Below are 22162 nucleotides of genomic sequence, written 5' to 3' on the forward strand. Positions count from 1 at the left end.
GGTCGTTGCGGGGGGAGAACGCCGTTCCGGCTAAAATACCGGCCTGCTGCGCGTCCCGACGCGGCCGGAGAACGCCCATCATGACCGCACGTCGCGGAGCCGCGGTCGCCATCGCGCCCCACCACGAGACAGCCAGCCTGTCGAAAGCCCAGAAGACGTTCAATACGCTCGTCAAGCAGATCGAACAACGGCGCGAACGTCTCGGTGCATGGGACGCCGTTTTGCCGGTCTTCCAGAAAAAATTCGTCGACGGGCTGTTGCCGCTCGAACAGGCGTCGACGGCGTTGCGGATCGGCATGCTCCATCGGCTCGACGACGCCTTCCTGCAGAAAGGGTTGAGCAAGGCCGAGCAGCGGACCCTGTCCGAGCTGATCGCCGATATGGCGCGCAACCTGCTCGACGTCAGCGACGACGCGCAGTTGAAAGTCATCTACAACCGGCACAGCGCATCTGGTAACGACCGCACCGCAGCGGTCGATCGCCAGCCGATGAAGCCGGACGTTGAACCGGCAGACGATCTCGACGCGCTATCGCCCGACGAACTCGCCGAGCGCATGCAAGCCGAACTGGACGAACAGTTCAAGCGGGACATGGCCCAACATGAGGCCCGCGAGGCACAGCGCGCCAAGCGCAAGAAATCACCCAAACAATCGGCCGCGCAGGCCAAACGCGAAGCCGAGCAGGCCGAATCGAGCAAGTCGATCCGCGAGGTCTATCGCAAGCTGGCCAGCGCGCTGCACCCTGATCGCGAAACCGATCCTCGCGAACAGGAACGCAAGACCGTGCTGATGCAGCGGGTCAACCACGCTTATGCGAAAGGCAATCTCCTGCAACTGCTGGAATTGCAGCTGGAGATCGAACAGATCGACCGGCGCGCAATCAACGGCCTCGGTGAGGATCGGTTGATGCGCTACAACGGCATCCTGGAGGAACAGATCCGCGAGCTGGATCAAGAGATCCAGCACGTGGAGACCGATTTCCGGCGAACCTACGGCATCGCGCCGACCGTCAAGGTGGCGCCCGATACCGTCGTCCGCATGCTCACGCGCGACATTGCAGGCATGCAGCGCAGCAACCACGACCTGAGCATCGCGCTGCGCGAGTTCGACGATCCGGAAAAGGTCAGGGACTGGCTGAAGGACATGAAGCGCCGGCACGCATCGTCCCGCTTCGACGACGATTCGTTCTAAGCCCGCGGAACGGCGGCACGCTGCGCCGCCGCCGCCCGTTCAAACGAACCACCTTACGCCTTGTGCCCCGAGATCGGCCCCGCTTCGCCGGTCAGGTTGAGCACGCTGTCGATCCACGCGAGAAACGTCGAGAACGTGAAATCCGACCATTGCTGCGTGCGGAACGCCTTCATCACCGGCGTATCGGCCGGGTCCTGCTGGTTCAGCAGGTTGTCGACGAACGTGCCGATGTCCGCGTCGGTGCCGTTCTCGTGGATCCCCGACCCGGTGAAGCTGACCGCCGTCACCTGATGGTTGTCGATGAAGTCGTTGCGCGCCCACGGCATGAAATAACCGAAGTTCGGCAGCGGGTTCAGCGTCTGCTTCAGCCCGTCCAGTTCCTGCGCGAACATCGCGAGCGACAGCGAATCCTTCGTCGCGTCATCCGGCGCCGCGATCACGGCCGGCACGAACGCACGATAGTGATACGCGGCGATGATCTTGTCGCGCTGGTAACTCGAAAAGCCGAAACGGTCATGCGGATAAGTCGCCGACAGCGCCGCGTACGCGCTCCCCATGTTGCCGGGATCGAAGTGGCTGGTCAGCCGGCTGTTCACGGTGATCATCCCGTCGGGCCCCGTCATCCCCCACTCGGTGCGCACCTTGTCGTACAGGCCGACCGACGGATGCGCGGCCGCATCCGCATCGAACGGCGTATTGAACACCGTGCCGGCATCGTCGAGCAGCGCGCTGTGCGCCTGCGGCTGCAGCGTGTTGCGCAGCGTCGCGTAGTTCGCGAGCGTGCCGTAGCCGCCCGCGCTCATCCCGTACACGAGCAGCCGGTTCGGCTTGCCCAGCCCGTGCGACACGAGCCACTGCGCGACGGCCTGGATGTTCTTCAGCCCGCTGTAGTGCTGGAGGCGCCAGTCACCGGTCGGCGACGTGTAGTTGCGCACCGCGCTGCCCATGTGGATATCTCCGGTGCAATAGGGCACGAAAACCTGTGTCCACTGCTGCGTCTCGACCTTCGGTTCGCCGACGAGGATATGCGCGAGATCCATGCGCGTCAGCAGCGGCGACAGGAACGACGACAGCAGGCTCTCGTTCACGGTGCCGTTCATGTAGTTGTGCGGGATGCCGTCCGGGTTGAAGCCGCCGAGGCCGGCCTCGGCACCGGTGGACGTCTGCGTGCAGGTGCCGTAGTTCCAGCACGCGCCGCCGGGCTCCATCATGTACAGCAGGTTGTCCGACTGCGCGCGATTGACGTAGAAACGCATCGGCGTGCCGTTGCCGCATGACGCGCCGCTACTCTCCGGCAACGTCACTTCGTACCACGAATAATAGGGAATCGACGGATCCGGCATCGTCGTATCGGCCGCGTGGCCGTTCAGTGCCGCGCAACCGAGCAGCGTGGCAACGGCCGCGCGCAGCAGGCATCGTGCTGATGACATCTCCCCTCCTTGTCGATGGACATGACGCGGCCGCCGGGCAGGGTCCCGGTGTCGCGGATTCGGCGCTCAGTGCGCGCCGGACGGTGAAGCGCCGTCGAACAGCTGGACACGCAGCGCCTGCAGGCGCTGCGCGATGACGGTCTGTTGCTGGTCGGGATCGGGAATGCTCGCCTGAACCTGCCGGACGACATCGCGGCTCTGCTGTTCGTACGCGAGATAACGCGGGTCCTGCGCCGGCGACGGGCCGACCGTCTGCTGCGCATACGCATCCCATTGCGCGCGCATCGACCGGAGTGCCGCGCCGCGTGTCGCGGGATCGGCTTCGGTATCCGTCAGCAGCGCCGCGCTGAGCGCTTCGGCCTGCACGGGCACGATCTCGTTGCGCGCGACATGGTCGGGCAATTCGTCGAGAATCCGGTGCGCGAGCGCGGCGCGCTCGGCTTGCGGCAGGCTGTTGCGGCGATCGCCGTAGGCGGCAACTTCGTCGCGGAACCGCGCGAACGCGACGATGCGCTTCACTTCGGCGTCCGCGTCGGGCCGGCTCGCAAGGCTGCGGCGCAGCGCGTCGACGTCGAGCCGCCGTTCTTCGGGCCCCGGTGTCGCGGCCCCGGTGCCGAATGCATCGGCCGCGACGGACTGCACGCTCGCCGTCGTGCCCGGTGTGCCGGATGACGCAGCCTCGGCCGGTGTCGCCGCTTCGTATCGCCAGATCGCGACGGCCGCCACGCCGATCGCCACGATCGCGCCCGTGCGCCGCCAGAGTGCCCTGTTCTTCTTCACGTCGCCTCCTCGTCACGTCATGCCGTTCTTCGCCGGTGCATCCGCGAGTAGGTTCTAGGTCGAATCCGGCACGCAGTCAAAAGCGGCGCTAGAACGCAGGCACTAAACCCGCGTGCAACGGCCTTAGCTGGAAAAACGTTTGAAACGCTTTTCGTGGCCGCTCACGCGAACGCGCAACCTCGCGCGCCACGCCCGTCCGGCGGCGCGTCGGGCCAACACGTACCGCGCGCGTCGCGACACCAAGCAAGCCGCGGTCCAGCCGCGCGGCGCACGCTAGCCGCGCATCCGCGTGGCCGATACGGATGGCCGGATCGGACCCGTCGAACGACCCGCTGAGCGCTTGGTCGGCATTTTGGCCAGCCCTATGCTGATTTCCGACACGCGCCGAACGGTCGGCGCGCCGCCCCCTGAACCAGCCGAGCCCGTTCAATGAGCCGTGCAGACCTCCCGCATCGCGCAGCAGCAGCCGTCCACGACTATCCCACCTATCGCAACGCGCTCGCGGGCCACCGGCTCCCCGCCGCGTTCGTCGATCTCGATTGCCTCGACGCGAACCTCGCCGACCTGAAGCGCCGTGCACGCGGCCGGCCGATCCGGCTCGCGACGAAGTCGGTGCGCTCGCGTGAAGTAATCGGCGCGGTGCTGGCCGCCGGCCCGTTCATGCAAGGGCTGCTGTGCTATTCGGCCGCGGAAGCCGCGTGGCTCGCGGACGGCGGCTTCGACGACATCGTCGTCGCGTATCCGACCGTCGAGCCCGACGACCTGCGCGCGGTGGCCGCGCAACTCAGGCAGGGCCGCTCGATCACGCTGATGGTCGACGACAACGCACAGGTCGATGCAATCGACCGGATTGCACACGAGGAACGCGTGACGATCCCGCTCGCGATCGATCTCGACATGTCGTCGGCATACCCGGGCCTGTACTTCGGCATGTACCGCTCGCCGGTGCGCGACGCCGCAAGCGCACTCGCGCTCGCGAACCGCATCGGCCAGCGGCAACACGTCCGGCTCGACGGGCTGATGGGCTACGAAGGACAGATCGCCGGCGTCGCAGATACCGAGCCGGGCGGCGGCATGCGCAACGCGCTGGTGCGCTACCTGAAGCGGCGTTCGGCGCGCGAGATCAACGCGCGCCGCCACGCGGCCGTGCAGGCGCTCGCGGCCGCCGGCCACACGTTGCGCTTCGTGAACGGCGGCGGCACCGGCAGCTTCGAGAGCACGCTCGGCGACGCATCGGTCACCGAGCTCGCGGCCGGCTCCGGCCTCTACGCGCCGGCGCTGTTCGATCACTACGCGGCGTTCCATGCGCAACCGGCCGCCGGCTTCGCGCTGCCGGTCGTGCGGATGCCGCAGGCGGGCATCGTGACCTGCTCGGGTGGCGGTTATATCGCATCCGGCCCGGCCGGCAAGAGCCGCCTGCCGCGACCGTGGCTGCCGGCCGGCTGCACGCTGATCGGCAACGAGGGCGCGGGCGAGGTGCAGACGCCCGTGCGCGTGCCGCACGGCGTCGCGCCGGCGATCGGCGAGCCGATCCTGTTCCGCCATGCGAAGGCCGGCGAACTGTGCGAGCGCTTCAACACGCTGCTGCTGATCCGCGGCGGCCGCGTGGTCGGCGAGGCGCCCACCTATCGCGGCGAAGGCAAGAGCTTTTTCTAGCGGGCCGCACGACCCGTCATTCAAACCTTTCGACCCATTCGAACGACAACCACGGAGACAACGCCATGTGGCGCAACTGGTCGGGATATGTCTGCAGTCCTGATGCAACCGTATCGACGCCTGCGTCGCGCGCCGGGCTCGCGGCCGTGCTGCGCGACGCCGCGGCTGCCGGCGCCACCGTGCGCGCGGCCGGTGCCGGTCATTCGTTCTCGCCGCTCGTGCAAACCGACGACGTGATCCTGTCGCTCGACGCGATGCAGGGTGTGATCGACGTCGACCGCGACCGGCGCGTCGCGCGCGTGCATGCCGGCACGCGGCTGTGGGCGCTGGGGCCCGCGCTCGCCGCGCACGGCCTCGCGATGGAGAACCTCGGCGACATCAACGTGCAGTCGATCGCCGGCGCGACCAGCACCGGCACGCACGGCACCGGCATCACGCTCGGCAACCTGTCGACGCAGATCGACAGCCTGACGTTCATGTGCGCGGACGGCAGCGAGATCCGCGCGACGGCCGACACGCATCCCGAGCTGTTCGCGGGCGGCCGGATCGGGCTCGGCGCGCTCGGCGTGCTGACCGAGATCGGCCTGCGCCTCGTGCCCGCGTTCCGGCTGCGCCTCGAGCGCGGTGGCATGCGGCTCGACGACTGCCTCGCGCAAACGGACACGCTGATCGCGAAGCACCGCTCGTTCGAGTTCTACTGGTTCCCGCATACGGACACCGTGCTGACCAAGGCATGGGACATGACCGACGAGCCGGCCGACGCCGTGCACTGGGCGAGTCGTGCGTCCGAGTCGTTCCTCGAAAACACCGTGTTCGGCGCGCTGTGCGGGCTCGGCAAGCGCGTGCCGTCGCTGTGCCCGGCGCTGAGCCGGCTGTGCGCGTCGACCGTGTCGGCGGGCCGGCACGTGGATGCGAGTTACGCGATGCTGTCGACGGTGCGTCGCGTGCGCTTCAACGAAATGGAATGGTCGGTGCCGGCCGAGCGCGGCGCCGATGCGCTGCGGGAAATCCGCGCGTTCATCGCGCGCCGCAGCTTCCCGCTGATGTTCCCGATCGAATACCGCTGGGTGCGCGGCGACGACATCTGGCTGAGCCCCGACTTCGGGCGCGACAGCGTGCGCATCTCGGTGCACCAGTATCGCGGGATGCCGTTCGACACGTACTTCTCGGGCGTGCAGGCGATCTGCCGCAATCACGGTGGGCGGCCCCACTGGGGCAAGGTGCATGCGCTGAAAGCCGCCGAACTCGCGGCGTGCTACCCGCACTGGGACGATTTCCTCGCGCTGCGCGAACGGATGGACCCGCACGGCCGCTTCCTGACGCCGTACCTGCGCACGCTGTTCGGCCTGCGGCAACGCGCAACCGCCGCCGCTGCGCCGACCGGCCGAGGGACACACCCGATGCCCGAAACGGCCGACGTCGAGCAAGATCGGCCGCGATCCAACCAGGAGGCCTCATGACCACAGCCACCCTGCGCGTGACCGCGCAGTCGCGTCCCGATCCGTCGACCGGCGCCGTCGTCCGCCTCGCGCTCGCGTTCGCGGCGGCCACCAACGGCCTGATCCTGTCGCCGTTCCTCGTCGCGGCCGTGATGACGCGCTTCCGGCTCGACGAAGGCACCGCGACCGCGCTCGTCAGCGCCGAGATCCTCGGCATCGCGATCAGCTGCGCGCTGCTGTCGCACCGGATCGCGCGCGCCGCACGGCCGTTCACGCTGGCCGGCGTGGCCGGCACGATCGTGGGCCAGGCGCTCAGCGCGATCGCGCCCGGCCTCGTGTCGGCGGCCGCCGCGCGCGGGATGACGGGGCTGTTCGAAGGGATGCTGTTCGTGGTCGTCGCGTCCGGCGTGTCGCAGCGCGCGTCGACCGATCGCCTGTGGGGGCAAATCAACCTGCTCGCGGGCGGCATCAACGGCGGCATCCTCGTGCTGATCTCCGCGCTGCCGGCCGCGTGGCTCGGGCGCTGGGTGTTCGCGCTGCTGGCGGCCGTCGTCGCCGTGCTGGCGCCCGCGATCCGCGGCATCGACGCGTTCGCGAGCGCGCAGTCGCAGGCCCGCTCGCGCGGCCACGCGCTGCCGTGGCGGCCGGTCATTGCGATCTGGGTCGTGACCGCGCTCGTCTACGGCGTGCAGGCGTCGCAGTGGGCAATCGCCGGCTTCGTCGGCGAGCGGGCCGGGCTGTCGCCGACGACGATCGGCGTGCTGCTGTCGGTGTCGTCGCTGCTCGGCTTCGTCGGCGCGGCGATTCCGTCGCATCCGGCCAGCCACAAGCACCGCCTTGCGCTGATCTGGGCCGCGCAGCTCGCGATGATCGCGTCGATCGAATGGTTCTTCGGCGCGCGCGGCGGCCATGCGTACTTCCTGAGCCAGTTCGTGCTGAACAGCGCGTTCTTCGTGATCGTGCCGTTCCTCACCGGGATGCTGTCCGACGTCGACCCGGACGGCTCGCTGGTCGCGCGCACGCTCGTCGTCACGTTCTTCGCGGCCGGCATCGGCACCGCGCTGTCCGGCGCGCTGCTCGACCGCTTCGGCGGCACCCACGTCGCGCACGTGCTGTGCGTGGCCGTGCTGGCCGCGGCGCCGTTCGTGCGGCTCGCGCTGCGCCGCGCGGCGCTCGGCACCGTGGCCCGCGCGTCGCCCTGACCGCACTGCGTCATGCGCTGGCCGCGACGCACCACGAGATTGGCCGCCGCGGCCTTGGCCGGTAAAAATTTGGCTTTCTACATTCGTTCCGGCGGTGCAATGCCGCCCGCCCCCTGTTCCATCCGGAGTCCCGAATGAATCGTCCCGATAGCGTTCGCGTGGCATGCTGCGCGATGATGGTCCTGGCCGGTACCGGCGCGCACGCGCAAAGCAACGTGACGCTCTACGGCGTGATCGACGCGGGCATCCGCTACGAAACGCATGGCGTGTCCTACGGCGCCGACGGCACGCCGGTATCGACCGGCCGCAAGATCTCGATGGCCGACGGCGGCGGCCTGACCGAAAGCTACTGGGGCCTCAAAGGCAACGAAGACCTGGGCGGCGGGCTGTCCGCGCAGTTCAACATCGAGAGCCACTTCGGCCCGAACAGCGGCAGCATCGTGCCGGCCGGCTCGCCGAATTTCTTCCAGGTCGCGTACGTGGGGCTGACGTCGACGTCGCTCGGCCAGCTCTCGCTCGGCCGTCAATACAACGTGCCGTTCGAGATGGTGTCGCTGACCTACGGCTCGAACCTGTGGGCCGGCCCGCAGGACCCGTACTTCAACCTGTTCAAGCCCGAGCAGACGATGCTCGCGGCCGCGCGCACCAGCAACATGATTCAGTACGGCGCGCAGCTCGGCAGCCTGTACCTGCTCGCGCAGTACGCGCCGGGCGGCCATGCGGGCGGCGGCGTGCTTGGCAGCCAGCTCGGCGGGGCCGTCGCGTATGCGCCGGACAAGGGGCCGTTCACGGTTGGCGCATCGTTCATGCGCAGCTGGGACGACGTCACGCACGGGAAGTTCGACGTCTACGGCGGCGGCGGCTCGGTGACGCTCGGCAACGCAACCGTCAACGCCGGTTATATCGAGAACGCGCGCGACAACGACTTCACGTCGTTCGAGAACGGCCCGTTCAGCCCGACCGACCTCGCGGGGCTCGGCATCATCTCGCCCGCGCAGGTGGTCGACCCGACGGTGCCCGGCGGGTTCCGCCGCCGCAAGATGGCGCTCGCGGGGCTCACGTACCGCTTCACGCCGGCGTTCACGGCGGCCGTCAACGCGTGGTGGACCACGCAGTCCGGCTATACGTCGGACTTCGACGGCCGCGCGCGCCAGTTCCAGGTGATCGCCGGCTACAACCTGTCGAAGCGCAGCATGCTCTACGCGGAAGTCGACTACGCGATCTACCGCGGCGGGCTGATCGGCGCGCAGCTCGTCGGCGTGAACGGGCAGTCGCCGAGCACCAGCACCACGCAGCTCGGCGCGACGGTCGGGCTGCGCCACTACTTCTGAAGCGGGGTCGTATGGCATGTGGCCGATAACGGCCGGGGCGGCACCCCGGCCGGGCGGGACGAGTACAATCCGTGGAAAAAAACACGGAGCATCCATGGACGATACCGCCCGTTATACGACGGCGAATCTGCCGGTCCATTTACTGCGGTGCCTCGCGGAGACAAGCAAGGAACTGGGCATCGATCCCGTGCGGCTGTGCCTCGGGCTCGGCTTCGACGTCGCCGACCTGTCGAATCCGTCGTGCCGGATTTCATTGCGTCAGGCGAGCACGATGATCCGGCGCGCGCTCGAGATGGCGCCGGGGCGGGCGCTCGGCCTCGAACTCGGCACCAGCGAGACGATCGCGTCGATCGGGCTGGTCGGTTACGCGATGCTGACGAGTCCCACGCTGAAGGACGCGATCACGGTCGGCCTCGAACTGCAGCGCCACACGGGGCCGCTGATGCGCTTCGACCTGGTGTCGGACGCGCGCTCGCTGTCGATCCGCGCGACCAACGTCTTCCTCGAACCGGACATCGAGGCGTTCCTCGTCGAGGAAGCGTTCGGCAGCTTCATGAAGATCGGGCGCTCGCTCGCCGGCCCCGCGTTCCAGCCGAAGGTCATCGATCTCAGCTACCCGCCGCCGGCTTACGCGGACCAGTACGCGCGCGTTTTTCCGTGCCCGGTGCGCTTCGAACAGGAGCAGAACCTGCTGACGTGCGACGCGGCGCTCGGCCATCGCGCGATCGCGACGCACGATCCGCTCGCGCATCGCCAGGTGCTCGAATTCCTGCAGGACGCGCTGCCGCCCGAACCCGAGGGCACCGAGTTTCTCGAATCGATCGAACGGATCATGCGGCGCGACCTGCGCCATACGCCGTCGCTCGCCGCGATCGCCGCGCAGCTGTGCATGAGCGAGCGCACGCTGCGGCGGCGGCTGGCCGACCAGGGCGTGTCGTACCAGACGGTGATCGACACGATCCGCCGCAAGCGCGCGTTCACGCTGCTGAGCAACCCGCGGCTGTCGATCGAGGACGTCGCGCACGAAGTCGGGTTCAGCGACGCGCACAACTTCCGGCGCGCGTTCAAGCGCTGGACGGGGCACGGGCCGAGAGAGGGGCAGCGGACGCCGTTGTAACGGCGGCCCACGCGACGGCCGTTACGCCGCGCCCGCCAGCGAACGATCGAGCGCGACGAGCGTCTGGTACAGCACGCGCGTGCCGTCGAGCAGCTGCTGCGGCTCGATCCACTCCTCCGGGCAATGGCTGCGGCCGCCCAGGCACGGAATGAAGATCATCCCGATCGGCCCCGTCGGCGCGACGTACACGGCATCGTGCCCCGCGCCGCTCGGCAGGCGCATGCTCGGATAACCGAGCTGCGTGGCCGCCTGCTCGACCGCATCCATCACGAGCGGCTGGCAGTCGGTCGGCCGCGCGCGGCTCACGTGCTCCGCGTGCGCGCTCAACCGCAACGCATCGAGCCGCGCGGCCGCACCGGCCAGCAGCGCCTCGGGGAACGCATCGAGCACCGCGTCGCTGTCGCTGCGCACTTCCAGCATCAGCTCGACCTGGCCCGGCACCGCGTTTGGCACGTTCGGCGTCATCGCGATCCGCCCGATCGTCGCCACGACGTAGTGCGGATTGCCCGACAGCGCCGACGCGCGCGCATGCGCGGCCTCGATCAGGTGCGCGGCGCCGACGAGCGCGTCGCGGCGGATATCCATCGGCGTGGTGCCCGCATGGTCGGGCTGCCCGGTCACCGTGATCAGCACGCGCCGGATGCCGACGATGTTGGTCACCACACCGATCGGCAAGCCGCGCGTTTCCAGCACGGGCCCCTGCTCGATATGCAGCTCGACGAACGCGGCCGTGCTGCCCGGCGTGCGCAGCGGTTCGCGCAGCGCGTCCGGGTTGCCGCCGATGCGCCGCAACGCTTCGGCGAGCGTTTCGCCTTCGGCGTTGGTCGCGCGCAGCATGCCGGCATCGAGCACGCCCGACAGCGCGCGGCTGCCGACGCACGAGATGCCGTAGTCGCTCGGTTCCTCGGACAGGAAGTCGATCACCTCGAACGGATGGTCGAGCACGATCCCCTGCTCGTTCAGCGTATGCGCGACCTCGATGCCGGCCAGCACGCCGATGATGCCGTCGAAGCGGCCGCCGCCGACGACCGTGTCGCAATGCGACCCCGTGACAAGCGGCTTGGTGCGGCGGCCGCTGCCTTCACGACGGCCGATCAGGTTGCCGCCCGCGTCCATCGATACCGCGAGCCCGGCTTCGGCGAACTGCGCGGCGAGCCACGCGCGCGCCTCGGCGAACAGCGGCGAGAACGCGCGACGCGTCCACGGGACGTCGGGCCGCGTGAAGCGCGCGAGTTGCTCGACGCGCGCGTTCAGGCGTTCGGCGTTCAGGGGCGGAAAGACCGTCGGATTCATGCGTGCTCCAATTGCGTGGCGATCGGCCGGCTGCCGTGCGGCTTCAGGAAGCGGCCCGAGCCTGCCGGATTGACGATGCGTGCGCCGTCGTACACGAGCGCGCCGCGACAGTAGGTGGCGGCGATGCGCACCGTGAATTCCATGCCCTCGAACGCGCTCCACTGCACGGCCGACAGGCTGTGCGACGGATCGAACGCGTAGCGCTCGGGCGTGAGGATCACGAAATCCGCGTCGGCGCCGACGTCGAGCGACCCCTTGCGATCGTCGAGCAGGAAGTGCCGCGCCGGGTTCGTCGCCAGCAGCTCGGCCACGCGCGTCGGCGCGACACCGTGCTGCTCGCAGCCGGTCCAGAACGCCGGCAGCAGCGTTTCGAGCCCCGGGCCGCCCGACGCGTTACGGAACACGTTGGCGTCGCCCTTGCGTTCGAGCCCCCAGCTCACGTGATCCGACGACACGAACGTGCACTCGCCGCGCGCGATATGCGTCCACAGCAGGTCCTGCTCCGCGCGCGGGCGAATCGGCGGGTAGTGCTTCGTCTTCGCGCCGAAGCGTTTCGTATGCGTTTCGTGATCAAGCATCAGGTACTGCACGCAGGTCTCGATGCTCGCGCGATGGCCAGCCTGCCGGAACATGTTGCACAGCTCGAAGCCGCGCGACGTCGACACGTGCACCGCGTGCGCACGGGCGCCGGTCTCCGCGCCGATCTCGTAGATCAGTGCGGTCGCGAGGTTCTCGATCAGCGGCGGATGCGCGCGCAGGAACGCGTCCCAGCCCGTGTCGCCGGCCTCGATCATCCGCGTGATGTTCTTGCGCGTCAGGTCCTGCATCTGGTTGTGCACGCCGCACGCGAGGCCCGACGGCGCGATCAGCCGGAACGCGTCGTACAGCACGTCCTCCTCGACCCGCGGGAACCGGCCGGGCGTTGCCTCGAACGTCGAGAACTTGAACGCGCAGACGCCGCCGTCGATCAGCCCAGCCGCCGCTTCGAGGCCGTGCTTCGCGTTGAGCGTGCCGTACAGCGCGACGTCGACGTGGCAATCGCGCTCGGCCTCCGCGATCTTGCGATCGAGCTGCGCGCGTGACGCGACGGGTTCCGGATCGTCGTACGGCATGTCGACCATCACCGTCACGCCGCCCGCGGCGGCCGCGCGCGACGCATGGCCCAGCCCTTCCTGGTTCGCCTGGCTGGCCGCATGCACCTGCCCGTCGACGACGCCCGGCAGCACCCACTGCCCGCGCGCATCGATCGTGTCGCGCGCCGCCGGCGGCACGCCCGCGCCGCGCGCGGCGATCCGCCCACCCCGGATCGCAAGCCAGCCGTCGTCGACCACCTCGCGTGCGTCGACCAACCGGCCGCGCACCACCTGCTCGAATTCGCTCATCTGCGCCTCCTGCTTTTTTGATCACGAGCAGTTTAGGCAGCGCTCTGCCAGAATGTCTCATGCCGATTTATCGCCCCCACATAACATGGAGTTAAGGCTGTGCGTCTGAACCTGCGCCAGATCGAAGTGTTTCGCGCCATCATGCTGACCGGCTCGATCAGCGGCGCCGCGAAGCTGCTGCACGTGTCGCAGCCGGCGGTGTCCCGGCTCATTTCGTATGCGGAGCAGCGGCTCGGTCTCGCGCTGTTCGAGCGCATCAAGGGGCGGCTCTATCCGACGCCGGAAGCGCAGCGGCTGTTCGTCGAAGTCAACGCGGTGTACCAGGGCGTGCAGCGCGTCAACGAAATCGCCGAAGACCTGATCGAGAACCGGATGGGCCACCTGCGCATCGCGTGCAGCCCCAATCTCGGGCAATCGCTGCTGCCGCGCGCGATCGCGGCGTTCTACGAGCGCTTTCCCGACGTGCGCATCATCCTGCACACGATGATCCCGAGCGTGCTGCTGCAGGCGGTGCTCACGCAGCAGGTCGAGCTCGGCATCGCGTTCCTGCAGGACACGCACCCGAACGTCGAGAGCCGGCACCTCTATGAAAACCGGATGGTCGCGGCCGTGCCCGCGTCGCACCCGTTCGCGCGGCGCAAGACGCTGGCCGTGCGCGATCTCGCGAACCAGCCGCTGATCGGCTATGGCAGCGACATTCCGCTCGGGCAACTGGTGCGGCGGCTGTTCAGCGACGAAGGCCTGGTGCCGCAGGTCAAGATCGAAGTGCAGCAGGCGCACGTCGCGTGCGCGCTCGCGCAGGCCGGCACCGGCATCGCGCTGATCGACGAACTGACGGTCGCGGGGCCCGTGTGGCCGCAGATCGTCGTGAAGCCGATCGTGCCGACCATCGCCGCGCCGGTCAGCGTGCTGCACCCCGTGCTCGCACCGCTGTCGCGCCTCGCGCACGAGTTCATCGACACGCTGCACGCGCTTTCCGCAGACGCATGAATTGCGGCGTTAACACGCCATCACGGGATTACCCTAGCCTTAACATCGCGTTATGAAGTCTCCATAAAATAGCAATAACGCTCAATATTCGGCGTCCCTAGAATCGTTTGGACAGTACCGCCACACAAGGCTTTCCGCCTGGCGCGTACGGCCTTTTTCCCCTCTCAGGACAAACGACACATGGGACGCATTCTGTCTTCGAAGGACGTCGAAGCCGCCGTCAAGGGCGGCTCGGTTTTCGCATGCGGCGGCGGCGGCTGGGCCGACCACGGCCGTGAACTCGGCACGCTCGCGGTCACGATCGGCCGCCCCGAACTGGTAGCCATCGACGAATTGCCGGACGACGCGTGGATCGCCACGGCCGCCGCGATCGGCGCGCCGGGTGGCCTCACCGACTGGCAAATGCTCGGCGCCGATTACGTGAAGGCCGCGCAGCTCGTGCAGGAAGCACTCGGTGCGCCGCTCGCGGGGCTCATCATCGGGCAGAACGGGATGTCGAGCACGCTGAACGCGTGGCTGCCGTCCGCGCTGCTCGGCACCAAGGTGGTCGACGCGGTGGGCGACATCCGCGCGCATCCGACCGGCGACATGGGCTCGCTCGGCCTCGCGTCGAGCACCGCGCCGATGATCCAGGCGGCAGCCGGCGGCAACCGCGCGCAGCATGCGTACATGGAAGTGGTCGTGCGCGGCGCGACCGCGAGAGTATCGCCGGTGCTGCGCAAGGCGGCCGACATGGCCGGCGGCTTCATCGCGAGCTGCCGCAACCCGATTCGCGCGTCGTACGTGCGCCAGCATGCGGCGCTCGGCGGCATCAGCCGCGCGCTCGCGCTCGGCGAGGCGATCATCGACGCCGAACGGCGCGGCGGCAGCGCGGTAATCGACGCGATCTGCGCGGCCACGCACGGCGAGATCATCGCGAGCGGCAAGGTCGAGCGCAACACGCTCGAATACACGCGCGAGGCGTTCGACGTCGGCCTCGTCTATCTCGGCAGCGGCGCGCAGCGCGCGGTCATTCATGTGATGAACGAGCACATGGCGGTGGACGACGCGCACGGCGAGCGGATCGCGACCTACCCCGACGTGATCACGACGCTCGACAGCGAAGGCCGCCCCGTCAGCGCCGGGCAGTTGAAGGAAGGGATGGAGATCCACGTGCTGCGGGTGGCGAAAGCGCATATTCCGCTGTCGTCATCGGTGTTCGATCCGGCGGTCTACCCGCCGGTCGAAGCGGCGCTCGGCATCTCGATCGCCAACTACGCGCTCGCGCGCTGAACGGAGGGCGACACCATGACCCGCACCTTCGAAGTCACGTCCGGCAACACGCTGCGCTGCAAGGGCTGGCGCCAGGAAGCGCTGCTGCGCCTGCTCGAGAACGTGCTCGCCGTTGGCGAGGACCCCGAACAATTGATCGTCTACGCGGCGCTCGGCCGTGCGGCGCGCGACTGGCCGTCGCACGACGCGATCGTGCACACGCTGAAGACGATGGACGAGGACCACACGCTCGTCGTCCAGTCCGGCAAGCCCGTCGCGCTGCTGCGCACGCATGCGAGCGCGCCGCTCGTCGTGATGGCGAACTGCAACCTGATCGGCCAGTGGGCGAAAGCCGAGCACTTCTACGAACTGGAACGGCGCAACCTGATCTGCTGGGGCGGGCTGACGGCCGGCGACTGGCAGTACATCGGCTCGCAGGGCGTGATCCAGGGCACCTACGAGATCTTCTCGCGAATCGCCGAGCGCCATTTCGACAACGACCTGCGCGGGCGCTTCATCCTGACGGCCGGCCTCGGCGGGATGGGCGGCGCGCAACCGCTCGCGGGCCGGATGGCCAACGCGGCGACGCTCGTCGTCGAGATCGACCAGACGCGCATCGACAAGCGGCTGCAGATCGGTTTTCTCGAACGCCAGGCGCGCGATCTCGACGAGGCGCTTGCGCTGATCCGCGACGCGCAAGCGCGGCGCGAGCCGATCTCGGTCGGCCTGCTCGGCAACGCGGCCGACGTGTTCCCGGCGATCCTCGCGCGCGGCGTCGTGCCCGACATCGTCACCGACCAGACGGCCGCGCACGATCTCGTGTACGGCTACGTACCGTCCGGCTACACGCTCGACGAAGTGCGCGCGCTGCGCGACAGCGACCGCACGCGGCTGATGGACGCGAGCCGCGCGTCGATCGTGCGGCACGTCGAGGCGATGCTCGGCTTCAAGGATCGCGGCGCGATCGTGTTCGACAACGGCAACCTGATCCGCACGCATGCGAAGGACGGCGGCGTGGCGCGCGCGTTCGAGATCCCGGTGTTCACCGAGGCGTTCCTGCGCCCGCTGTTCTGCCGCGCGATCGGCCCGTTCCGCTGGATCGCGCTGTCGAACGACCCGAACGACATCCGCGTCATCGACGACTACCTGCTCGCGCACTTCCCGGACAACCGGATCGTCACGAACTGGATCCAGCGCGCGCGCGAATGCGTGCCGTTCGAAGGCCTGCCCGCGCGGATCGCGTGGCTCGGCCACGGCGAGCGCACGCGGCTCGCACTCGCGGTCAATGCAATGGTGCGCGACGGCGTGCTGGCCGGGCCGGTCGCGTTCACGCGCGACCACCTCGACGCCGGTGCGATGGCGCACCCGAACATCATGACCGAGAACCTGCGCGACGGCTCCGACGCGGTGGCCGACTGGCCGCTGCTGAACGCGATGATGAGCTGTTCGTCGATGGCCGATCTCGTCGCGATCCATTCGGGCGGCGGCGGTTACAGCGGCTACATGACGAGCGCGGGCATCACCGTGGTCGCCGACGGCAGCGCCGCGGCGAACGAGCGGCTGACGCTGTCGATGACCAACGACACCGCGCTCGGCGTGATCCGCTATGCGGACGCCGGCTACGAAGAAGCGCTCGATGAAGCGGAACGCAAGCAGATTCCGCATATCCGGCTGTAAGGCCGCCCCGCACGACGACAGGAGATCGAAGTGAAGCAAACCGCGGTTCCCCTCGACACGGCCACGGCCGTGTCGCCCCCTGCCACACGTGCCGGGCGCGCCATCGCCGCGGCCTCGATCGGCAACGCGCTGGAGTGGTACGACTTTTCCGTCTACGCGTTCTTTGCCGTGTACATCGCGCAGAACTTCTTCCATCGCGGCGACACGGGCACCGAGCTGGTCGAGGCGTTCATGGCGTTCGGGATCGGCTTCATCGCGCGGCCGCTCGGTGCGCTCGCGATCGGCGTGTACGGCGATCGTGCGGGCCGCAAGGCCGCGCTCACGCTGACCATCCTCGTGATGGCGGCCGGCACGGGCATCATCGCGTTCGCGCCGCCGTTCACCGCGATCGGCGTCGGCGCGCCGCTGCTGATCCTGTGCGGCCGCCTGCTGCAGGGCTTCTCGGCCGGCGGCGAAGTCGGCGGCGCGGCGGCGTTCCTGATCGAGCACGCGCCGGCGGACCGCAAGGGTCGTTACGCGTCGTGGCTGCAGGCCAGCATGGCCGCGTCGAACATCCTCGGCGCGCTGGTCGCCACCGGCGTGACGCTCACGCTGTCGCGCGAACAGATCGGCGACTGGGGCTGGCGGATTCCGTTCATCCTCGGTCTCGCGATCGCGCCGGTCGGCCTGTGGCTGCGCAAGACGCTCGACGAAACGCCGCATTTCCGCGCGGAGATGGCGCGTGCCGCGCGCGCGCCGGCCGAGCGCAAGACGCCGCTGCTGCAGGTCGTGCGCGACTATCCGCGCGCGCTCGTGGTCGGTACCGGGTTCTCGGTGCTGTGGGCCGTCTGCGTGTATGCGCTGGTGATCTACATGCCGACGCACGTGCAGCGCGCGCTGCACTTCGACGGACGCGACGCGTTCATCGCGTCGCTGGTCGGCAACTGCCTGATGGCCGTCACCTGCGTATGCGCGGGCAGCTGGTCGGATCGCTTCGGCCGGCGCAAGGTGCTCACGGCCGGCGCGCTGCTGATGCTCGTGTCGGTGTATCCGCTGCTGCGCTGGCTCGCCGACGTGCATACGCTCGCCGCGCTGATCACGGTGCAGAGCGCGTTCTGCGTGATGGTCGCGATCTTCACGGGCGTCGCGCCGGCCGCGTTGTCGGAGCTGTTCCCGACCCGCGTGCGCGCGACCGGCATGTCCCTGTCCTACAACATCGCCACGACGATCTTCGGCGGCTTCGCGCCCGCGATCCTCGCGTGGCTCACGCAACGGTCCGGCAACCCGTTCGCGCCTGCCTGGTATGTGATGGTCGCGAGCGTCATCGCGCTCGCGTCGATCGCCGCGCTGTCTTCCACGTCACGTCACGCCTGAAATCGGAGAACTGCTTCATGCAACGCTTCCTCATGCGGAGCGCGATCGCGCTCGCGCTTTTCGCCGCCGTCCCGGCCTTCGCGGACGTCACACTCGACGGCCGGTCCGTCACGCCCGAATCGATCGCGCGCATCGCCGACGGCGAAGCCGTGTCGATCGCGCCCGCCGCCCGCCAGCGGGTCGTCGCCGCGCACGACGTGCTGCTGAAGGCCGCCGCGGCCGGCCAGCAGATCTACGGGCTGACGGTCGGCGTCGGCCTCAACAAGGACCGCGAGATGGTCGACGCGCACGGCAAGCTGTCGCAGGAGGTCATCGACGCGTCGACGCGCTTCAACATCGGGCTGATCCATGCGCATTCGGGCAGCGTCGGGCCCGACATGAGCGTGCGCGTGGCCCGCGCCGCGATGGCCGCGCGCCTGAACGCGATGCTCGACGGCGGTGCCGGCGTGCAGCCGGCGATCGTCGACGCGTACGCGCAGTTCCTCAATCGCGGCGTCACGCCGGCGATGCCGGCGGACGGCTCGATCGGCGAGGCCGACATCACGATCCTGAGCCACGTCGGCCTCGCGATGCTCGGCGAAGGCGACGTGTACTACCAGGGCCGCAAGCTCGCGGCCGCCGACGCGCTGAAGTCGGCCGGCATCGCGACGATCCATCCGTACGGCAAGGACGCACTCGCGATCCTCAGTTCCAACGCGTATTCGGCCGGCATGGCGGCGCTGGCGCTCACCGACATGGCGCGCCTCGCGCAGGTGTCGAAGCTCGTGTTCGCGCTGAGCCTGCAGGGGCTGAACGGCAACGTGTCGCCGTTCCGCGAGGACACGCTGGCGTTGCGGCCGTTCCCGGCCACGCTGCGCGCCGGCGCGGCGCTGCGCATGCTGCTCGCGGGCAGCAGCCTGTGGAACAAGGACGCGGACCGGCCGCTGCAGGATCCGCTCAGCTTCCGTTCCGGCGTCTACCTGCTCGGCGAAGAGGATCGCACCTACGACGAAGCGCGCGCGTTGCTGCAGGTCCAGCTCAATTCGAGTGACGACAATCCGGGCGTCGCGGTCGGCGTCACGCCGAAGTCGAACCGCGCGCAGGATGCGGCCGGTTACGTCGACGGCGGCGGCGCGGTGCTGCCGAGCGCGAACTTCGAGCCGCTGCCGTGGGTGCTCGCGTTCGAGCAACTTGGGCTCGCGCTCGGCCACAACGCACTCGCGTCCGCGCAGCGCATCGTCAAGCTGAACGACCCGCACCTCACCGGCCTCTCGCGCTTCCTCGGCACCGAGGAAACCGTGCATGCGTTCGGCGCGATGGAGAAGCCGCCGACCGCGCTCGCGATGACGGTGAAGTCGCTCGCGATGCCCGTGTCGCTCGACTACCTGCCGGTGGCCGGCGGCATCGAGGACATCGCGACGAACGCACCCGACGTCGTGCAGCGCGTGCAGAAGCAGATCGACGCGAGCTACACGCTGCTCGGCCTCGAACTCATCGAAGCCGCGCAGGCGATCGACCTGCGCCAGCGCAAGCAGCCGTCGTTCACGCTCGCGCCGGCCACGCAGCCGCTGTACCGCGCGCTGCGCACGAAGGTCGCTTTCCTCGAGCGCGACCGCCCGCTGACGCCCGACTTCCGGGCCGCCGATACGCTGCTGCGCGCGTATCGCGACTGAGCGATAGCCGCACAACACACTCCCTTCGTTTCACCGTTTTCCCGCCGCCGCGATCGTCACTCGATCGCGGCGCGGGGGACGCACGTCCGCATGCAACCGGATCGACCCACCGTTCGCCGTCTTTCACCCACACCGCACCGGAACACCACCATGAAAAAACTCCTGTTCGCGCTGCCGCTCGCCGCGGCCGCCACCGCCCACGCGCAAAGCAGCGTCACGCTGTACGGCATCGTCGAGGATGGCGTCGACTACGTATCGAACGTGCAGGGCAAGCATCTCGTGCAGCTCGCATCGGGCGTGACGGCCGGCAGCCGCTGGGGCGTGCGCGGCACCGAGGATCTCGGCGGGGGCCTGAGCGCGATCTTCCGGCTCGAAAGCGGCTTCGACATCAACTCCGGCCGCCTCGGCAGCGGGCTCGCGTTTTCGCGCAATGCTTACGTCGGCCTGAACGACACGAAGCTCGGCACGCTCACGCTCGGCCGCCAGTGGGATTCGATCGTCGACTACGTCGAGCCGTTCACGCTGAACGGCAACATCGGCGGCTACTACTTCGCGCACCCGAACGACATGGACAACACCGACAACGGCTTCCCGATCTCGAACGCGGTCAAGTACCGCAGCCCGACGATCGCGGGCTTCACGTTCGGCGGCCTCTATGCGTTCGGCGGGCAGCCGGGGCGCTTCTCCGACAACGCGACGTTCAGCGTCGGTGCGAACTACGCGGCGGGGCCGATCGGCCTCGGTATCGGTTATCTGCGCATCAACAACCCGGGCGTGTCGACGCAGGGCTACCAGAACTATCCGGGCTTCACGAACGCGATCTACGGCAACTACCTCGATGCAGCGCGTGCGCAGAAGGTGTTCGGCGTCGGCGCGTCGTACCAGGTCGTGCAGTGGCTGAAGCTGCTGGCCGACTTCACGAACACGAACTTCCAGCAGGGCAGCGCGGGGCACGACGCGACATTCCAGAACTACGAGCTGTCGACGCTCGTCACGCCGACGCCGGCCGTGACGGTCGGCGCGGGCTACACGTACACGACGGGCCGCGACCACGCGACGAACGCGGAGCCGAAGTATCACCAGTTCAACCTGAGCGTCGAATACGCGCTGTCCAAGCGCACGAGCGTCTATGTGATGGGTGCATTCCAGAAGGCGGCGGGCGATGCACCGGTCGCGCAGATCGCGGGTTTCAATCCGTCGAGCAACCAGAAGCAGGCGGTCGGGCGTGCCGGCATTCGCCACGTGTTCTGACGTTCCCGGCGGCTGACGGCCGGGCGTGGCGCCCGCCGTCGGCCGTTCCGTTCGCCATCGCTTCCTCTACACGATTCGATCAGTATGCCTATTCATTCAATCCGGAATGCCAGCGGCCGGCGACGCCTCCTGTCGACCATCGGCGCATCGCTGATCGCGTGCACGATCGCCGACGACGTCGCGGCGCAGTCGTCCGTCTCGCTGTACGGGCTGGCCGACGTCTATGTCGGCACGCAAAAGAGTCTCGGCAAGCCGCGCGCGGTTGCGATGAATTCGGGCGGCTTCACGACGAGCTTCTGGGGGATCGGCGGCCGCGAGGATCTCGGTGGCGGTTATGCGCTGCAATTCGCGCTCGAAGCGTTCATGCGCCCGTCGAACGGCGGCGCCGGCCGCTTCAGCGGCGATACGTTCTTCGGTCGCAACGCGTATGTCGGCGTTTCCACACCGTACGGCGTGCTGCGCGCGGGACGCAACACGACGCCGTATTACATCTCCGTCGTGCGCTTCAACCCGTTCTCGACGTCGTTCGGTTTTTCGCCGGCGCTGAACCAGATGTACAAGGGCGTCGCGGGGCAAGGCCTCGTCGGCGACAACGGCTGGAGCAATTCGGTGCTGGTTACGACGCCCGCCGAGCATGCGCTGCAGGCGAGCCTGATCTATGCGACGGGCAACGAACCCGGCCACACCGGCGCGAACCAGTGGGGCGGCAGCGTCACCTACGACCGGCAACGCGCATTCAGCGCGACGCTTGCGTACCAGCAGGCGCGCTACGACCGCGCGCCGGGCGACCTGACCGCATCGATCGCAGGCTTCACGCAGCAGGACGCCGTGCTGGCCGGTGTCGGCTACGACCTGAAGTTCGTGAAGTTCACCGCGTTCTACCAGTACGTGCACGACACGATCGACGGCGGCGGGCTCGGCACGCATAGCGGCCAGGTGGGCGCGGCCGTGCCGCTCGGCTTCGGTACGCTGCTCGCGTCGGTCATGGCCGCGAAAAGCCACGGGCGCGACCGCCCGTCGAGAACGACCTGGGCGCTCGGCTACGACTACCGGCTGTCGAAACGGACCGACGTCTACGTCGCGTTCATGCGCGATCGCGCGAGCGGAGTCGGGAATGGCGATTCGGCGGGGCTCGGCCTGCGCACCGCATTCTGAGTTCGCGCGCGGT

Annotated in this window: 17 protein-coding genes; 13 read left to right on the forward strand and 4 right to left on the reverse strand. The window is 68.7% G+C overall.

The window, feature by feature from the left end:
• Positions 1 to 80: 80 nt before the first annotated feature.
• Complete coding sequence (locus tag ACN22W_RS29305; protein WP_419688143.1) at positions 81 to 1190, forward strand: molecular chaperone DnaJ; 1110 nt, start codon at positions 81 to 83, stop codon at positions 1188 to 1190.
• 53 nt (positions 1191 to 1243) lie between these two features.
• Here ACN22W_RS29305 and ACN22W_RS29310 read toward each other — a convergent pair whose 3' ends face one another.
• Positions 1244 to 2620: a pectin acetylesterase-family hydrolase gene (locus ACN22W_RS29310; protein ID WP_419688144.1), complete on the reverse strand. Its 1377-nt coding sequence runs from the start codon at positions 2618 to 2620 to the stop codon at positions 1244 to 1246.
• A 66-nt stretch (positions 2621 to 2686) separates the two neighbouring features.
• Complete coding sequence (plcR, locus tag ACN22W_RS29315) at positions 2687 to 3400, reverse strand: phospholipase C accessory protein PlcR (protein WP_419688145.1); 714 nt, start codon at positions 3398 to 3400, stop codon at positions 2687 to 2689.
• A gap of 429 nt (positions 3401 to 3829) precedes the next feature.
• Between plcR and ACN22W_RS29320 the strand changes: the two genes are divergently transcribed.
• The 5 genes from ACN22W_RS29320 to ACN22W_RS29340 all read left to right on the forward strand — a co-directional run bounded on the left by ACN22W_RS29320 (position 3830) and on the right by ACN22W_RS29340 (position 10145).
• Positions 3830 to 5056, forward strand: a complete 1227-nt coding sequence (locus ACN22W_RS29320) for an amino acid deaminase/aldolase (protein ID WP_419688146.1) — start codon at positions 3830 to 3832, stop codon at positions 5054 to 5056.
• A 65-nt stretch (positions 5057 to 5121) separates the two neighbouring features.
• Complete coding sequence (locus ACN22W_RS29325; RefSeq protein ID WP_419688147.1) at positions 5122 to 6516, forward strand: D-arabinono-1,4-lactone oxidase; 1395 nt, start codon at positions 5122 to 5124, stop codon at positions 6514 to 6516.
• Positions 6513 to 7697, forward strand: a complete 1185-nt coding sequence (locus ACN22W_RS29330; RefSeq protein WP_419688148.1) for an MFS transporter — start codon at positions 6513 to 6515, stop codon at positions 7695 to 7697. The genes ACN22W_RS29325 and ACN22W_RS29330 overlap by 4 nt, the downstream gene beginning before the upstream one ends.
• A gap of 134 nt (positions 7698 to 7831) precedes the next feature.
• Entirely contained in the window at positions 7832 to 9028 is a 1197-nt protein-coding gene (locus ACN22W_RS29335; RefSeq protein ID WP_419688149.1) for a porin, read from the forward strand.
• 94 nt (positions 9029 to 9122) lie between these two features.
• The gene (locus ACN22W_RS29340; protein WP_419688150.1) at positions 9123 to 10145 is read left to right on the forward strand and encodes an AraC family transcriptional regulator; all 1023 of its coding nucleotides are present in this window, start codon (positions 9123 to 9125) and stop codon (positions 10143 to 10145) included.
• A gap of 21 nt (positions 10146 to 10166) precedes the next feature.
• Here ACN22W_RS29340 and ACN22W_RS29345 read toward each other — a convergent pair whose 3' ends face one another.
• Complete coding sequence (locus ACN22W_RS29345; protein ID WP_419688151.1) at positions 10167 to 11438, reverse strand: Zn-dependent hydrolase; 1272 nt, start codon at positions 11436 to 11438, stop codon at positions 10167 to 10169.
• On the reverse strand, positions 11435 to 12820 hold the full coding sequence (locus ACN22W_RS29350) for a dihydroorotase (protein WP_343491057.1): 1386 nt from the start codon (positions 12818 to 12820) through the stop codon (positions 11435 to 11437). Before ACN22W_RS29350 ends, ACN22W_RS29345 begins: the two co-directional genes overlap by 4 nt.
• Before the next feature lie 99 nt (positions 12821 to 12919).
• On the opposite strand from ACN22W_RS29350, the gene ACN22W_RS29355 reads away from it, so the two are divergent.
• The 7 genes from ACN22W_RS29355 to ACN22W_RS29385 all read left to right on the forward strand — a co-directional run bounded on the left by ACN22W_RS29355 (position 12920) and on the right by ACN22W_RS29385 (position 22149).
• Positions 12920 to 13810, forward strand: coding sequence for a LysR family transcriptional regulator (locus tag ACN22W_RS29355; protein WP_129516232.1), 891 nt, complete (start codon positions 12920 to 12922; stop codon positions 13808 to 13810).
• A 180-nt stretch (positions 13811 to 13990) separates the two neighbouring features.
• Positions 13991 to 15082 (forward strand): DUF917 domain-containing protein, encoded by a 1092-nt coding sequence (locus tag ACN22W_RS29360; protein ID WP_412025531.1) that lies wholly within the window; start codon positions 13991 to 13993, stop codon positions 15080 to 15082.
• Between the two features lie 15 nt (positions 15083 to 15097).
• Positions 15098 to 16738 (forward strand): urocanate hydratase, encoded by a 1641-nt coding sequence (locus ACN22W_RS29365; protein WP_048242996.1) that lies wholly within the window; start codon positions 15098 to 15100, stop codon positions 16736 to 16738.
• 30 nt (positions 16739 to 16768) lie between these two features.
• Positions 16769 to 18091: an MFS transporter gene (locus ACN22W_RS29370; protein WP_419688152.1), complete on the forward strand. Its 1323-nt coding sequence runs from the start codon at positions 16769 to 16771 to the stop codon at positions 18089 to 18091.
• Positions 18092 to 18108: 17 nt separating this feature from the next.
• Complete coding sequence (locus ACN22W_RS29375) at positions 18109 to 19743, forward strand: HAL/PAL/TAL family ammonia-lyase (protein WP_419688153.1); 1635 nt, start codon at positions 18109 to 18111, stop codon at positions 19741 to 19743.
• Positions 19744 to 19893: 150 nt separating this feature from the next.
• Positions 19894 to 20994: a porin gene (locus ACN22W_RS29380; RefSeq protein ID WP_419688154.1), complete on the forward strand. Its 1101-nt coding sequence runs from the start codon at positions 19894 to 19896 to the stop codon at positions 20992 to 20994.
• Between the two features lie 84 nt (positions 20995 to 21078).
• Positions 21079 to 22149 carry a porin gene (locus ACN22W_RS29385; RefSeq protein ID WP_419688155.1) on the forward strand — a complete coding sequence of 357 codons (1071 nt, stop codon included), beginning with the start codon at positions 21079 to 21081 and terminating at the stop codon, positions 22147 to 22149.
• The last annotated feature ends 13 nt before the right edge of the window (positions 22150 to 22162 follow it).

Origin of the sequence: Burkholderia theae, from assembly GCF_048565265.1 — a bacterium.
Classification (GTDB): Bacteria; Pseudomonadota; Gammaproteobacteria; order Burkholderiales; family Burkholderiaceae; genus Burkholderia; species Burkholderia theae.